The sequence below is a fragment of the Endozoicomonas sp. ALB115 genome, assembly GCF_049310245.1.
In the GTDB taxonomy this organism is placed as follows: Bacteria; Pseudomonadota; Gammaproteobacteria; order Pseudomonadales; family Endozoicomonadaceae; genus Endozoicomonas.
In genome coordinates this window covers 1-16,275 of the sequence record NZ_JBLYZG010000088.1, presented here as the reverse complement: position 1 = coordinate 16,275, position 16,275 = coordinate 1, and the positions used below count along the sequence as shown (strand labels likewise).

9 protein-coding genes are annotated in these 16,275 nt (G+C 49.0%); 3 read left to right on the top strand and 6 right to left on the bottom strand.

Translation table 11 applies throughout. The features are described from left to right. Together ACO6VE_RS22460 and ACO6VE_RS22455 are read left to right on the top strand one after the other, a co-directional pair. Positions 1-1,068: RAP domain-containing protein (locus ACO6VE_RS22460; RefSeq protein WP_422463551.1), on the top strand; the 1,068-nt coding region annotated here is incomplete at its 5' end. A 53-nt stretch (positions 1,069-1,121) separates the two neighbouring features. Then, the gene (locus ACO6VE_RS22455) at positions 1,122-3,338 is read left to right on the top strand and encodes a DUF1601 domain-containing protein (RefSeq protein WP_422463549.1); all 2,217 of its coding nucleotides are present in this window, start codon (positions 1,122-1,124) and stop codon (positions 3,336-3,338) included. 252 nt (positions 3,339-3,590) lie between these two features. Here ACO6VE_RS22455 and ACO6VE_RS22450 read toward each other — a convergent pair whose 3' ends face one another. The 3 genes from ACO6VE_RS22450 to ACO6VE_RS22440 all read right to left on the bottom strand — a co-directional run bounded on the left by ACO6VE_RS22450 (position 3,591) and on the right by ACO6VE_RS22440 (position 12,062). Then, the gene (locus tag ACO6VE_RS22450; RefSeq protein WP_422463547.1) at positions 3,591-9,959 is read right to left on the bottom strand and encodes an AAA family ATPase; all 6,369 of its coding nucleotides are present in this window, start codon (positions 9,957-9,959) and stop codon (positions 3,591-3,593) included. A gap of 439 nt (positions 9,960-10,398) precedes the next feature. Beyond that, the gene (locus ACO6VE_RS22445; RefSeq protein ID WP_422463552.1) at positions 10,399-11,139 is read right to left on the bottom strand and encodes an oligopeptide/dipeptide ABC transporter ATP-binding protein; all 741 of its coding nucleotides are present in this window, start codon (positions 11,137-11,139) and stop codon (positions 10,399-10,401) included. After that, positions 11,058-12,062 (bottom strand): ABC transporter ATP-binding protein, encoded by a 1,005-nt coding sequence (locus ACO6VE_RS22440; protein ID WP_422463545.1) that lies wholly within the window; start codon positions 12,060-12,062, stop codon positions 11,058-11,060. Before ACO6VE_RS22440 ends, ACO6VE_RS22445 begins: the two co-directional genes overlap by 82 nt. 679 nt (positions 12,063-12,741) lie before the next feature. On the opposite strand from ACO6VE_RS22440, the gene ACO6VE_RS22435 reads away from it, so the two are divergent. Beyond that, the gene (locus tag ACO6VE_RS22435) at positions 12,742-14,553 is read left to right on the top strand and encodes a hypothetical protein (protein WP_422463543.1); all 1,812 of its coding nucleotides are present in this window, start codon (positions 12,742-12,744) and stop codon (positions 14,551-14,553) included. Here the strand turns inward: ACO6VE_RS22435 and ACO6VE_RS22430 are convergent. The 3 genes from ACO6VE_RS22430 to ACO6VE_RS22420 all read right to left on the bottom strand — a co-directional run bounded on the left by ACO6VE_RS22430 (position 14,535) and on the right by ACO6VE_RS22420 (position 16,118). After that, complete coding sequence (locus tag ACO6VE_RS22430; protein WP_422463542.1) at positions 14,535-14,948, bottom strand: hypothetical protein; 414 nt, start codon at positions 14,946-14,948, stop codon at positions 14,535-14,537. The genes ACO6VE_RS22435 and ACO6VE_RS22430 overlap by 19 nt on opposite strands. Before the next feature lie 21 nt (positions 14,949-14,969). Beyond that, positions 14,970-15,431: a hypothetical protein gene (locus ACO6VE_RS22425; RefSeq protein ID WP_422449625.1), complete on the bottom strand. Its 462-nt coding sequence runs from the start codon at positions 15,429-15,431 to the stop codon at positions 14,970-14,972. Positions 15,432-15,692: 261 nt separating this feature from the next. Then, the gene (locus ACO6VE_RS22420; RefSeq protein ID WP_422463540.1) at positions 15,693-16,118 is read right to left on the bottom strand and encodes an FMN-binding negative transcriptional regulator; all 426 of its coding nucleotides are present in this window, start codon (positions 16,116-16,118) and stop codon (positions 15,693-15,695) included. Positions 16,119-16,275 lie beyond the last annotated feature (157 nt).

Below are 16,275 nucleotides of genomic sequence, written 5' to 3'. Positions count from 1 at the left end.
CATGTGAAAACCAAAGCCAAATCAAAAGAAGAGAAAGACCACTTTATTCCTCAGCATATCGCCAACCTGTTGTGGGCCGTGGCAAAACTGGTGGACAATGGGCTGGAGCTGGAGACGACAGCGATCCTCAAAGAGACCCTGGCCGCGCTTTTGTACCATGTGAAAACCAAAGCCAAATCAAAAGAAGAGAAAGACCACTTTATTCCTCAGCATATCGCCAACCTGTTGTGGGCCGTGGCAAAACTGGGTGAGGCTATTGAGCTGAACCTGGTTAAATCTACGTTCGATTCTCTTGTCGAAAGAATCAGTGAAAACCCCCGGTTCCCTCAACAAGGTATATTGATGTCTCTCTGGGGAGTAATGGTATTTTGTGCCAGGTTTTATCTTTGTAATGGCACCAATAATAAAAGCTCGCTTGAAAAGCACATAGGTGCACTATTTTCTCGCCTGGAAAATACATTCCCAATAGATACAGAGTATGAATCCATCATTGCCATGGCCGCAAGCTGGCTTGGAAGAGCGTGTCTGGTCGTCCCCCATTACCCGACAGTTATTTCACAATCTCAATCCACCTTCCGCGATCAACTGCAATCCAGCCTTCCGTCTTTGAAGATTGAAGAAGAAAAGAGTCTGAACTCATTACCTCCGATTGACCTGCTACTGCCAGATTACAACATGGTCATCGACGTTCAGGGACCTTCTCATTACGTGAATGGTGATTTCAAAACCAGGAATGGCTCGACTTTGCTTAAAATCGTCCTGCTGCAAAAATTAGGATTTGAGGTCATTGAAATCCCGGTGAACAAGCTTTGGAAACAGGATTCAATGACAAGAGTTATTGAGCAAATTAAGACAAAGTTAGCCGTCTCGCCAGAGGCCCATGGTCCTGTGTCACCTGACAGCAGCAGGGAGTGGGCGGCAGGTGAGGAATATTTTACTGCTGATGAAGGAGGGCAATTTTCGGATGACTGTTATTTTACCGCTGAAGAATATTTAGAAGAGCAAATAAATAAACCAAAAAAGAGAAAAAGGAAGAGAAAAAAAGCCAGTAAAACTAATGCCTGTTGATGCCGTAGAGTAGTCTACATTTTATATTTCCCATGAATTAATGAAATATAATTATGGACAAAGGTGGTGCTGGTATAAGTTGGGCATGCACAACATCAGGTAATGATTACAATCAATCGGATGATCATACCGGTGCTTCAGGGAGTGGGCGATACAGGTATGGCACAGTGAGGCGGATGAATACTCCACTCCCCTATATCCCGGAGCGTCATGCATTTTATCGTGCTTCTGACGCCTCCTCTGCTAACCATCCACCAAGACATTCAATAAAACCGGTTCAGAATTTTAATGCTCTTGTCACACCAGCAAAAATGGATGACCTGATGAGGGTATCTGCTCATTATGGTGATCGCTATAAAGGAAAAAAACACAGTCATTTTGCCTGTTCAATCAAACAATACACATCAAGGTCAAAACGACCATTAAATCACAGTGAACAACGCCAACTGATACCCTTGTTGCACGCTTTTAAAGCGACATCCGGGTGGACCTGGAGAAGCCTGACGACGACGCTTCATGCATTTACATCAGCGGGTGTTTTTACCCCACATAAGTACATGAATGAGAGAAGCAAGGAGGCTCAGACAGCTTTTTTGTCAACGTTACTTGATGCAGTAATTCTTAAGTGCAACCAAGAACCTGACGCCCTGGGTATTGATACCCGGGGTACTGCCAATCTGCTGTGGGCCCTGGCAAAAATGGTGGGCAACGGGCTTGAGCTGGAGACGACACCGAAGCTCAAAGAAGCTGTCGTCGCGCTGTTGCCCCTTGTGAAAACCAAAGCCGAATCAACAGAAGACAAAGACCACTTTAAACCCCAGGAAGTCGCCAACCTGCAATGGGCCCTGGCGAAACTGGTGGACAACGGGCTGGCGCTGGAGAAGACAGCGAAGCTCAAAGAGGCCGTCGCTGCACTGTTGCCCCATGTGAAAACCAGAAAATCAAAAGGCTACTTCAAGCCACAGGAAGTGGCCAACCTGCTGTGGGCCCTGGCGAAACTGGTGGACAACGGGCTGGCACAGACGACACCAAACCTCAAAGAGGCCATGGCCGCGCTGTTGCCCCTGATGAAAACCAAAGCCGAATCAAAAGAAGAGAAAGAGCACTTTAATCCTCAGCATATTGCCAACCTGGTGTGGGCCGTGGCGAAACTGGTGGACAACGGGCTGGAACTGGAGAAGGTGGCAAAGTTCAAAGAGGCTGTGGGCGCGCTGTTGCCCCTGATGCAAACCAAAGCCAAATCAAAAGAAAAGAAAGACCAATTCAAGCCACAGGAAGTCGCCAACATAATGTGGGCCTTGGCAAAACTGGGGGACAACGGGCTAGAGAAGACAGCGAAGCTCAAAGAAATCATGACCGTGCTTTTGTACAATGTAAAAAACAAAGTCGAATCAACAGAAGAAAAAGACCACTTCAAGCCACAGGAAGTCACCAACCTGCTGTGGGTCTTGGCAAAACTGGGTGAGGCTATTGAGCTGAACCTGGTTAAATCTACGTTCGATTCTCTTGTCGAAAGAGTCAGTGAAAGCTCTCAGTTCTATCACCAGGGTGTATTGATGTCTCTCTGGGGAGTCATGGTATTTTGTGCCAGGTTTTATCTTTGTAATTACACCAATAATAAAAGCTTGCTTGAAAAGCACATAGGTGAACTATTTTCTCGCCTGGAAAATACCTTGCAAATAGATACAGAGGATGAATCCATCATTGCCATGGCAGCAAGCTGGCTTGGAAGAGCGTGTCCGGTCGTCCCCCATTACCCGACGATTACTTCACAATCTCAATCCAGCTTGCGCGATCAACTGCAATCCAGCCTTCCGTCTTTGAAGATTGAAGAAGAAAAGAGTTTGAACTCATTACCTCCGGTTGACCTGCTACTGCCAGATTACAACCTGGTGATCGACGTTCAGGGACCTTCTCATTACGTGTGTGGTGATTTCAAAACCAGGAATGGTTCGACTTTATTGAAAGTCGCCCTGCTGAAAAAATTAGGATTTGAGGTCATTGAAATACCGGTGAACAAGCTTAATAACCAGGATTCAATGAAAAGAGTTATTGAGCATATAAAGATAAAGTTAGCCGTCTCGCCAGAGGTCCATGCTCTTGTGTTACATAGCAGTGGTGAGGAGGCAGCAGATGAGGCATATTTTACTGCCGATGAAGAATGGCAGTTTTCGGATGACTGTTATTTTACCGCTGAAGAATATTTAGAAGAGCAAACAGAGAAACCAAAAAAGAGAAAAAGGAAGAGAAAAAAAGCCAGTAAAAACTAATGCCTGTTGATGCCGTAGAGTAGTCTACGTTTTATATTTTCCATGAATTAATGAAATATAATTATGGACATTGGTTGCCAAAATATTTAATGTCCTCCAAAATGTTTGGAGAGTTAAAAAAGAAGTGACAATTTAAAAAATAAATGACAAATTCTCCAAAATCCTACTACATTGCATGGTTAAGCGAGGCTTGAGTATTCTGGTACTCGCTTACAACTTTTTGCACTTCCTCAGTATAAGGTATCTATTTTCCTAGTCTGCGATCAAAACAAGAAACTCGTCTAAAAGAGCAAGCAAATCATTCTTTTGAAGAACGACAGCGGAAGGTTGGTTAAAATAGCCTTTTATACTTTCCGGGGGTAATTTTAATTGGGAGATGTGATCAAATTCCCACTTGATGACTTTATAGTTAAAATCCTGGAAAGGCTGCACTGTCTTAGAATAACTATCATAAAGGCAAGTCAACCAAATGGGAGAAGTGGCATCATCCATGTGGTGAACTGCCAGCCAATAAAAGAATGTTTTTTTTATCATCGAGAGTAAATCTAAACTCTTTTCACTCTCATGTAATTCTCTAATTTCTGACCTTATTCCGGATTTTATTCTTCCAGAAATCTTGTCGGTTACTTCTTGTTCTGGCAAAGAAGTACAATCGAAGATAATGGGTTTGTAGATTGTAGATTTTGATATATTCAGGAAAGCAGCCTCTCCGGACACAAGCTTTTCAGGGACGATAATGTAATTGCCGACAGGCTGGTGGTGGAGTTGTTGATGGATGCGATGCTGCGAAAGTCGCTCCAAAAGTGAGCGGCTCATAGTCATCGTTTTGACAAGTTTTATGCACCGCTGTGAAAATCGTTTACCACGATCTGTTACCGGATCAAGCTTGTCAATTTTTATGGATCTTAGAGAATAAGACATAAGCATTCGTTTTACCCGGCCTTTTAACTGACAGGAATCACAGAACCCGGAGAATGTCTGTAAGATGGCCAATAATACATATTTCAGAAATTCAGGCACTGAGCGGTAAAGATCACATAGCCAGTTTAAATAGTGCACATCAGGCTTTTGTGCATGTATCAGGGAGCATAATATCTTCAGATGCGAATTAAGGAAAGAATCTTTCACACTGCAATTGACCATATTATCCGCCATATGCTTATCCACTATATGCCAAGCGCTTTCTTCTATGATACTTTTCCAATCTTTTATGTTTTCACCAAACCGGTAAAACATTTGTGGTGATAATAGTATCTCCCAATAATCCGGAAATGTGCTGGTTTTTACCGGTCCTCTGTTGAATGCAGAATAGAAATCTTTAAATCTGTGCATAAACTCAGTCGAAGCTGATCTGTTTGTATTTGACTGTAAGTCATTTTTAATAATTTCAAGACAATAGTTAATCTTACTACCCAAAGAAAATCCCGGTGACTCAAGAATTTGGTCGGAATAGGCATCCCGCCTTTTAGCGGTTAGCTTCAGCTTGGAATTGTCTGGACGATGATAATCCCCCCAGTCGGGTTCTGTGATATCTGCAGTGGCCTGTCCGCCACCACCAAGTTGGTATTGTCGCCAGGTGTGGCCGCCATCGGGGCTGATCTCAACAAAACGGTGCGAAGCATTCGCTACTTGCCGCGCAGGAATACCCCAATAGTGGCAGAGCACCTGGAAAATCGTCGCCTTGTGTCGGCAAACCCCCTGTTTCTCCCTGAGCATATTCAGCAACAGCTGTTCATCTTGCCCGGTCACATTTTTGCTATCGGAAAATGTATCCAGCCAACCCATCAACGCCCTGAGTCGTTGCGGGATATCCGGGATCCCATGGATGTTACGCAGCTCTGCATAGGCTTCGCAGGTGTTCGTTTTGGGGTAAAAAATCTGCACTTCCAACAGATCTGCAAGCCGTTGACTGCACAATCCCTCTGGTAATGTCAGCCACTCGCCCGGTCTTAGCAGGGTAAAATAGGCTTGCTCGGGGGCAATGATAAAGTCCACCGTAACCGGTGATGCTGAGGCTGCCTTACTTTTGATTAACAGTTGCCCTGTCAGCTCGCTTCGGGCCAGCTCAATGGGGGTGTCCGGGGTGCAGCGCAGTGCCCGGAGCTGGTCTTTGGGCGTCATGGCAGGCAGGGGCTGCCACTGGTTATTCAGGATCAGCACAAACTTGCCGGGCAGTTCATCTGCTCCAAGGTTGGTCCGCCAGACGTTATCATCAGGCCATCCTGGCAACGATGTTAGCGTGCCATTTGTCCAGTCGATGGGGTAGTTGCGCAACCGGCCGTCTTCATCCAGACGGGTCTCCCGAAAAAAGAGACGATATTGGCGGGCATCGTAAGGGTTTTTGGGGAAGTACCTGGTGACCTTGTAGTGGGGGGGCACCAAAATATCGCCAAATTTACAAGGATAAGCCGAATGACCCGTTTGTTGCGGGTTTACCGTTGACCCGCTATTGCCGCTGATCTCCATATCTTGCTGCATGGCTTGTGCAATCGTCATGACGTCCTGATCTGTTGCCTCCGGTGTCACCGTGATTACCCGATCACCACAACGGAGTTCAGGCCCGAATGTTACCGTGATGGGCGTCAACAGTCCGGGCATGCTATTGGCTATGGTCTCAAGGTCCCGGTGCCGTTGTTCTTCCTGCTGGATTCGTTCCAGGCGTGCGGTATCCTCCTTCAGCGGAGGCAGCGTTGTCTGCAAGGCACGAAAGGGCAGTGACAGGTGTTTTCGCAAGGCCTGATTCCAATGTTCAGGCCGCTGACTGGCCAGCTGCCGGGCGCTACTGAACAGGTCGTTTAGTGCCAGTTGCACCGGGCGGTTCTGTTGATGCAGTGCTGTGGCCAGTTGGTGGAAGTGACCCGCCAGCCATTTGGGCAACCCGTCAGGTATCTTGGGCAAACCCCGCACCAGCCCTTCCAGTTCTTCCGGGGTAAGGGCAGCCAGCCTGACCTGGGTGCAGCGGCTCGTCAGGGCCTTGCTCAGCGCTTCCCGTCCGGCAAAATAGCCGGGATTGATGGTGGCAAACAGGCGAAATCCCCGTGCTGCATGGCCGGTCAACACATGATTCAGCAACCCTTCTACATAGTGGCTGGGAATCAGGTTAAGCTCACTGATGGCGATCAGTTGCCCCCGGCTCATCGCCTGCTTGACGCTTTCTGCCAAAGAGGTCCACTGGTTCGGGTTGGCATTGATATGGACAAACGGGCGTACTGTCCGTTGTTTCCTCTCCTGCTGTTGTTGCCAGAGCCGGATGGTTCTGTTCAGCACAAAATCCTTGCCCCAGCCCGCCGGCCCTTCCACCAGCATGGCGGTGCGTCCCGAGTCATCCTTGTCCAGACTTTGCCAGTAGTGATAGACCAGCTGCCGGACAGGCTCCGCAGAGAAGTCTCCATCGGTGTTGGCGGCCTGCAGTCGTTGGATAAAATCAGTAAAGCTCGCGTCAACCCCCGCCAAAAGGGACGGGTCTTCCTTGAACTGGCCCCGGTACCAGGCGTTGAGGGTGTTCAGCCGTTGCTGGTATTCCGTGGTTACAGTACCGGCCAGACTGTCCATAAATGCCCGCCTGATCAGGGCGTTGACTTGCGCTGGCGTGTCGTCGCCGGTCGCGGAACAGTGACGGAGAATCTGGCGAACGGTGGCCAGCACATCGGTGATATCTCTGGGTGTAGTCTGGCCCTGCAGCGCCCGGAACTGGTTGTACAGGGTTAATAGCCGGTCACGGGCCTGGTGTTTCAGGTGCTCAGGCCAGGCCTGTGGCAGGTTGGGCAGAATGATGGCGTTGGCCAGCACGGTGTCCGGCAAGGGGTTATAAAAGAAGGTGGGAATCCGTGATTTCAGCGTGTTATCAAGGTGCCGTCCCGAATAATGATCCGGATTACCGGTGAGAATAATCCGGTGCCGGTTGTTCAGTTCGTACTCCCGGCCCTGATAATGGAGCACCGGTGGCTGCCGGGTTAAACCGACCAGGGGGGCAAGCAGACCCTCTGGCACCAGGTTGGCTTCATCGAGCACCAGCAGGGGCGGATCTTTCGATAATACCCACTGCAGCAGTGGCCCTTCACAAAATTCGGTGCCATGGTCCTCCGCCCCATTGCCCACTGAATAACTCACCAGCTGCGGTCCACCAAACAGGGCTTCTGAGGTGTGGTTGGGCCCAAGCTGAAGCACCTGACAGTCTGGATAACCAGCCCTGGCCGCAATGGCTCTGGCCATAAAGGTCTTGCCGGCTCCGGCCTCACCCTGCAGGAACACCACGGGATGCTCCCGGACCCTCTGGGCCAAATGCTCCAGACGCCGCTCCTGCCGGGACCAGTGATGGCGCTGTCGGGCAAGAAGGGCATCGGGCAGATCCTGACACGGCCCGGGTAACTGATCATCAACAAAGGCAGTGGCCAGTAACTCCCGAATCTGTTGTGATTTCTGTTGATCGGTCTGATTTAGAATGGCGGCAATCTGGCTCTCCAGCGTCCCGGCCGTTTGGCTGATGATGGTGCCCTGCCTGAGTGATGCCCGGTGAGCAATCAGGGTATCTTTTAAGGTTGAGCGCAGGTTCCCGTCAAACCAGCGTTTTTGCCGGACCAGCCGAAGATCAACACCCAATCGCTGTGCCAGGGGCCGCTGCTGTGCCCGGGGGGCGGCGGCGACAATATAGGTGGCCAGCTGGTTCACTGCGTCGTGAGATACAGGATACGGGTCTTGGCTGCCTTGGTGTACCGTGGCCGGGCAGTGCCGGGCCAGCGCCCAGAAATCAGCCTTGATGTCCCTCAGTTCCGGGGCCGGGTGGTGGGCCAGCCATTGCTCCAGGGCGGATCGGTCGGCCCGGTTGTCGGCGGGTTGATCCGGATAATAACCGGCAATTTTCGCCTTGATGAAACTGTAAATCTCCGGATCGCCGCGATACGCCTTGGCCAACAGCACATGCAAGGCTCGGCGTTGATGGCAGGGCAGCAGCCCTGGGCTACCGTCCAGCAGGCGTTCTGCCTCGGCCTGTTGCTCAAACCGATACTGAAAATCGTCCCCGGTCCAGGGCGGCTTGTCCGGATAGTGCCTTTGACAGGATTGGGGCAGAGACATCAGCAGGGAGTAGACCGGGTTTTCCGGTGCGGGTGGTTGGCTGTCGGAACGGTTGAGCAGGGCGTTGATCAATGCTGAGCCGGTGGTTTGCTGCCCCGGGGGAGGCGTGAAGGTGACCTGTGCCTTTGGCAGATCCATCTTATGCCCATGAATAAACAGGTAAGGGGCGGGCAATAACAGGGTTTCCAGGTTGGCAGCCAATTCCGGGTTGCGCTCCAGACCATAAAGGGTCGTTGGCGTCCCATTGACCAGGGCATCCAGCAGTCGACTGTTGGTCAGGGAAAAAGTGAAACGGCTCTGGCTGGTGAGGTTGACCTGTTGCAGGGATTCCAGGGTATCCCCGGGGTTGATCTGATAGGTAAAAGTGGCGCAGTGTGGGTTGCAGGCTCCCGTGGTTGGACAGTCACCAGCCCTTGCTGGGAGCAACAAATCGGTTGGCAAATTGGCAAACAACTGTGGTCTTTTACTCTCCGGTAATTCCTCCAGTCGGCACAATAACCATAACCACTGTTTGTCATCCAGCTCGCCAGTAAGCACCAGTTGCCTGCAACCTTGCAGCAGATTAGCGAGCATATCCGTTTGCACAACGGCAGTGCCCTCTACCATCACATGGCCTTTGAGACGCTCGATTGAGCTGCCGTTAATCACCACAAACGGGCTCTGGGAACAAAAAACGGTGCTGTCGCTGATCGTCTGGTCTTTCCGGGCATTGAGTTCGGTGGCACAGACATGGGCTACGGACAGGGATATCTGTTCAGGCAGTCGGACCCATTGCTTGTTGGCGGTGAATCCGCCAACCCGTATGGCCGTTGCCAGGGCTGCCTGGAAGCCAGTGTCTTCCCAGGGTGCGTTGTTAAACACCAGATGGGTATTCTCTTTCAGGTTAGCCAGGGCGCCATCAGAAAAAAACAGCTGCCCCCGGTCATTGAGGGTGATACCACCGAACAGTCGGCGGTACCAGTGGTCGGTGGTGGCAAAGTTGATGGTGATGCGGGGAGCACTGGCCGGGATATCTTCCGTGGTTTTTTGGGCCAACAAGGTTTCATCGGTCACCGAATCAGCAATATAGCAGTCGGCTTCTGGTACGGCCTTTTCCGGCATTTGCCCCAATCTGCGCCAGAGGTCGGGGTTGGCCGGTTTACTTCCGTCCAGCATCCCGTGGTTGACCAGAAATACCCGCCGGATGTGGTCACCCAGTGGTTTATCGTTACACTTGGGTCCCACCTGAAGAAGGTCATTAAAGCTGGCGATATCACCGGGTGTCATGGCGGTCAGATCAAACACCAGGGTCATCGACTCATCCGTAAACAGTCGGCCTTCCGCTTTTTTTAATTGGCCGCCCTCTAGCCAGGTTTGTTGCATCAGGCCATGTTTTTCCAGATCATCCAGCGCGCGAATGCAATACGTTGCAGGCTGTTCATGGCGTAATTGATCAATAATTCGCTGTTGGGTTAACGGAGTATTGGCAAAAAAGAACTCGCCGGTGCTCAGGCTCTGATGGACCGCTTCCTGATTCGTTGAGCGGGCGGTGGATTGATTACTTTGCAAGTGAGAGGTAACTTGACAGGCGACTGTCGTCCTTTGTCCTAAGTCAGGCGTTGGGACTTTTTGGGGTTCTATTAATCTTGATCGCTGTGCTGAAGGCTGCTCAGGCGCTGCCACGTCACCGGGAAAGACTGATGTTTTCCTTTTGTCTCCCGCTCGATGTAATAAAGAATGGGTTATTGTTTGATTTGGCAAGGAGTGGTAGTTGATAGTTTCATTGGTTGTTTTGTCCATTTGATCATCCATGCCTGATTTATGAATGCCGGTGTCAGGAAATTATGGACAACAAAATAATAAGAACGTTCCTTCCGGGTTGAAGTTATCCGGAATCTTTTTGGCACTTTAATGCAGTCTGCTCAGGGCCTGTTGACGTTTCGTTGTGTGCTGAGCTTGCAACGAAACGTCAACAGGCCCTGGTTTCACCTCATAAATTTCAAGAGGGTCACCCTTTCCCGACTATGGCACAGGCAACAAAGTGCCCATCATTGATCTCGTTAAGGTGAATCTCTCTGGAGGTGCACTCGGGTGCTGCATACTTGCAACGGGGCGCAAAGCGACAGCCAGGTGCCGGGTTGATGGGTGAGGTAATTTCGCCCTGCAGCACTTCACGTTCCATCTTATGGTCCAGATGAATCGAAGGAATAGCCGATAACAAGGCCCTGGTATAAGGGTGAGTCGGGTTGCTGAACAAATCCCTTGCCGGTGCTTTCTCAATCAGCTGCCCCAGGTACATAACCGCGATTTCATCGGAGAAATGCTTAACCACCGATAAATCGTGAGTAATGAAAATATAAGTGAGTCCAAGCTGCTCCTGCAGATCCTGCATCAGGTTCAGAATCTGCGCCTGAATGGATACATCCAGCGCCGATACCGGCTCATCACAGATAATGAACTTTGGTTTCAGCGCCAGCGCACGGGCTATACCAATACGCTGCCGTCTACCACCGTCCAGCTCATGGGGATAAGTGTTGACCAGTCGAGGGCTAAGGCCAACCAGCTCCATTAATTCAGCGACACGTTCAGTCAGCTCCTGCTTATTCTTAACTTTGTTGTGAATCAGCAGCGGTTCACCAATGATCTCACTGGCGGTCATCCGGGGGTTCAAAGAGGCAAAAGGATCCTGGAAGATAATCTGCATATCTTCACGCAGTCGTCGCATCTGATCTTTGTTGAAGTGGCGAATATTCTGCCCTTCAAACAGGATGTCGCCATCGGTGGCTTCCAGCAACCGCAGGATAACCCGGCCGGTGGGTCCGTTGGGTCCGGCATCATGCCTTTAATGGGGTTCAGTCGTCCAACCGAGTGATCGAGATCGGGAATCGAACCAAGCAGCCCCCTGGTGTAAGGGTGTTTGGTATTTTCATAGACATCGCGAATATCACCGCTCTCCACCACTTCACCGGCGTACATAATCGCCACTTTATCGCACACCTGGGCAACAACCCCCAGGTCGTGGGTGATCAGAATCATCGCAGTGTTGTAACGGCTTTTCAGATCTTTCATCAGATCCAGTACCTGGGCCTGAATGGTGACATCCAGCGCTGTGGTCGGCTCATCTGCGATTAGCAGATCCGGGTTACAGGCAAGAGCAATGGCGATCACTACCCGTTGTTTCATACCGCCGGAAAACTGGTGCAGAAAGTCCCCCGCCCGGGCCGCCGGAATGCCCACCATCTCCAGCATTTCGCCAGCTTTCTGGCAAGACGCTTTTTTGCTGACGCCTTCGTGGATAAGGATCACTTCGGCAATCTGCTCCCCGACTGTCATCACCGGGTTCAGAGAGGTCATGGGATCCTGGAAAATCATGGAAATCCGATTACCCCGAACGCCACGCATTTTCTCTTTTGGCATTTGCAGCAGGTCTTCACCATCAAAGACCACTTTACCACTGACAACCCGACCCGGAGGGTTAGGCACCAGGCCCATAATACCAAGGGCCGTTGTCGTTTTGCCGACACCGGTTTCGCCGATCAAGCCAAGGGTTTCTCCCCGCTTCAGGGTGATATTCAAGCCGTTGACCGCGTAGGTGGATTCACCATCCACTTCATACACGATGCTGAGGTCTTCTATAGACAACAGATCCTGTTTGTTTGCTTGTTCTGTCATAGCATTTCTCTAATAGAACTGGGAGCCTGTCCGAGAATAGCGCCCGTAGCGAGGATGGCAGAAAATTGAGGATAAAAATTTCGTTTTGTGAGGTGAATAGCGGGGCTATTTGCCGAACAAAACGGAATTTTTAGACCACTTTTCTGCCACCGCACGACTGCATGGATGCAGGAGCTAGAGCAACGCAGGAGCAGTTGCCGTGTAGGGCAGTCTATTCTCGGTCAGCCTCCTAGTTATAAGGTCGGTTCGTATGCACTTATTGGGTATAAGAACCGACTCCCCACCGTCATCCCCTGTTAAACTCTCATAATTCCGTTAAGAAACCGGTTCTTCCACATCCTGAAGGTCCTTCCCATGCAGACTATTTTCGCTCAGCCTCCGGGGGGCTGCCAGGTATTAGCGCATTTATAGTACTCCGGCAGCAATTCCCCGGGGACTGATCACTTTTCACATTTTTCTCACTGGAAGTTTATTGGTGCATTAGACCTTTTTTGGCTTTTCTGCAGTAACAATGAACGTCTTGTTAATTTTATTGTCTTAAAACCGTGAACATAGATTTCCAGGTTAATTATTTTTAATGCCGCCACCGGTCTCGTTTCGGCTGATTGCATCAGATGTTGAAAATTCGATGTCAGAGGCTTTGCCAATAAATTTTAAAAACTATTATTTATGAGAGTGGATGATGATTGTTTCAAAGGAAAATCAGATAATTACCCAACCTGATAACTCCGACATTGGCACTCAAGGTCTTCAACCAACAGCGCATTCAGTCGGTATTTGTTCTAAATCTACTTTTGACGGAAAGTCTGTCTCTCCTGCCAGCGCTAATCCCTTGGCACCGGCGCTGGCACCGCCTGTTACCGATGTCGCCATATCGGCAAGGAATGTAACGCTTGATTCTGAATGTACGCCTATGGCAGAGACACACCTAGATGATCCGGTGTCCTGGTCACAATTACTGCCGCAAATTAATGAGGAGCTAACACCTGATAAGCAGCTCCTGTTTGCCATTTATCTGGGGTTACCCACAAAGGATATCGAAGAAAAAATCAAGGAGCGTGAACGTCAAGGCCTGAAAAAGGAAAAATTTGATTATCTATCCTGGTATTCCCGGCAACAGGAGGGCAGGTTAATTCTGGAAAAAATGACGATCACCCATGAAACACTGCTGACGATGCTGGCGGGTATTTCCAGGCTCGACCTGGCTGAACTGCACTGCGAAAAGTTCGGTATTGCCCTTGATCTGTATCAGTTCTTTCATGAAAAGTCTGCTATTGCAAAGGATCAGAATGGGAGGCTTACAGAATGGCCGTACAGCGTGCAGGCTCCAGATACTGATGCGGCCCTGAATCATGAACTGGACTTTTTCAAGTTGTGCCAGATCTTCCGTAAAGATCCCTATCTTTACTATGTTCCAACCGCAGTCCTGGCATTTGCAGCTGGATACCCGGAGTTAATGGTGTTGCAGGGTTTACAACAAGAATCCGTACACTCACTGGGCTTCTCAACCAACCTTCTGTTCAAGAAAATTCTGGATATTAAAGGGGGGAGTATCAGTACCAGAGAGCTGGTAAAAATAATCACCGTTCCTGAACTTCTGGCCATAAGTTCCGCGCATCGCTTGATTCAATCCCTGCAAGGGCATTCTGAGCCTCATGGTACCAGCAATAAACGCGAATGGGACTTCCGGATAGCTCGTCTGGGCTATGATCTTGCAACCATAGGAATAGATGCTGAATCCTTCAGCCAGGCTCTTGATTTACCAGTGCACATAAACCAGAAAATTCTCAGTAGAGTTGGTAAACACGAGCCCTGTTATAGCAATATTTCACGATTACTCCGTGAAGCAGAACATTGCCTGCCAAAACTCACAGCAGGGCACATTGCCTATGCTTCGATGGTCGCTGCGAAATCCTGTGGTCTTGATAAGGAATTATCGGATCTTTTCATAAAAAACAGTAAGCTTTATTCTGAGTTTCATCATTTAAAGGACATACAGCCGCCAGCAGTCAAATCACTCTGTTGGCAGGAGGATGGCATCTCCACAGAGATGGCCGGTTCAGAACCGCTGACTATGGATTTTTTGAGATGTTTGCCATTAAGCCATAACTGGCATGCGATTGGCATAGCCATGGGATTATCACCAGAAGAGCTGGATGTTATTGGCAGCAAGACTTCTCGAAACGGTACCGTATCAGTAGAAAGTCTCAGAGTGGCAGCTTGTGAGTTGTCCAGAATACTGGTTCAACCCGAGAAGGGCCTGGAAACAGGGCATCTCTATCAGGTTCTGCAATATTTGGATGATCAAGCTGCACTGGCTTACTTTCCTGAGCATCTGTCAGTCTATGCTGACAGCCCATTACCTGAGCCTATCGCTCAATCCCTTGAAAATGGCGCATTAATAACCCGTGTTTTTCGGACTTTTGATCCAGAGGTGCTATCTCGCTATCTGAAATCATTCAAGAGCTATGATCAAATGAACGCTTTCTGATTATGTTCAGTCCCGTGCCCGTTTTGCAGCCACTCACACAAGTGCTCTTCCCCGGGTTCGGGTAAGATCTCTCCACCTTCCATGATCCATTGGGCAGGCATTTCAAACATGTCTGTTTCCAGCTCTTTGTCTGTGAGTATCATCAATTGGCAGACGCGTCTGGACATTTCCTTTTGTAATGTTTCTCGCATCTCAGCGGTTCGACCTTTTCGTATACCACCATAAACATGCATGGCAACGCCGTCGTTTAACGTGGCATTTTCCCAAAACATCACGTTTACAAATGTTTCCGGAGCACCTGTGAGGCCGCAATGAACATTCATGATCAAGTTAGCTAATTCAACACGCCTAGAGTTCGGTAAGCTTTTTGGTGTGGTAACAGTGTACAGTGGCATAGCGCTATCCTTGATTTATTTTTATAACGTAACACTGGTGTTGTAATAGCCTTTCTTAAAACGCCCCATCATAAAGCGCATCAGCATTTTCAACATGGTCGATTTACGTTTGGACGGTTTGAATCGATTGACCAAACCCCGCTGAAACTTTTCCGATTCGGTAAAATCACTGGATGCCAAAATAATCTGATCCTGTGTGCAACCGGTAATCTCCTGCCATTTAGCACACACTTCCGACATAAAAGGGTGCCGCCTGGACGCTGGCAGGCCATCTTGCACGGGCAGTTGTACACTGGATGCGGAAGACAACTTGCCAGCCAGATAGGCCTGACCATAGGGCAAGGTTAACCACATAAACACCAGTTTATAGTCAGGACCAAAGTGCTTTTGGTATATATCTTTTATGGAGGATTCCAGTTGCTTGATTTTGCTATACCCAAGAGAGCCCTCCTGGATAGTACACATCACGCGGATGGACTTCATATCTTCACCTTTCGTGCTTTTCTTATGAAACCATCTTAGAAAGTAAATACTTTGATAGACAGTGAATTGTTTTTTGCCCCCCTGAGAATCTGGTGCATAGGAAATGATTGTTGGGATGGGGCAAGGAGTTTGTCATCCTGCAACGAAAATGTAAAATGTAGTAATCACTCATGGCTGAAATGATCTGGTCCATTGGTATTTTATCGAGCATTGCCAAGCTAAGCAGACGGCACGCTTGGTGCCATCTGCTTGACTGACTCGTTAGCTACATGTTGACTGTTGCATTTGCCTGGCCACAGAAATGTCTGAACTGTTCTTTGAACTTGCCAAGCCATTTACTACACCTGAATAATCTGATGCTGTTTTGTTTTGACTCAACTTGAAGTTGCCGACTATATCATCAATAACGAATTCCAAGCCCACAACAGCATTTACCAGTTTCTTAGTGAACTCTGCTGGTGCATCTGAAACTGACCAGGGAAGGTTTTGGTTTAGTTCATGAAAGTCAGAAATCTTGTTGAGAAGTTGCAAGATCCAGTTGCTTTCATGCTTGAAAAATACTCGTCCTCTAACGTGGACGACAGAATAATTCCACGTTGGAACGGCTTTACCTGTTTCTTTTTTCGATGGATAAAGATTCGGGCTGATATATGCCTTTTTTTTGGAACACAGACAAAATAAGTTCATTATCCGGGACCCAGATCGTTAGGTATATTTCAGGGCAATTACAATAGGCCAAATTACTCTAAATTATTGCCTCGTCAGTAAAATCTGTGGGTCATTTCCGGTTCAGGTAACTTGCCAAGCGCATGATATAACGCGATTTCCGCACATCTGTAGGTCC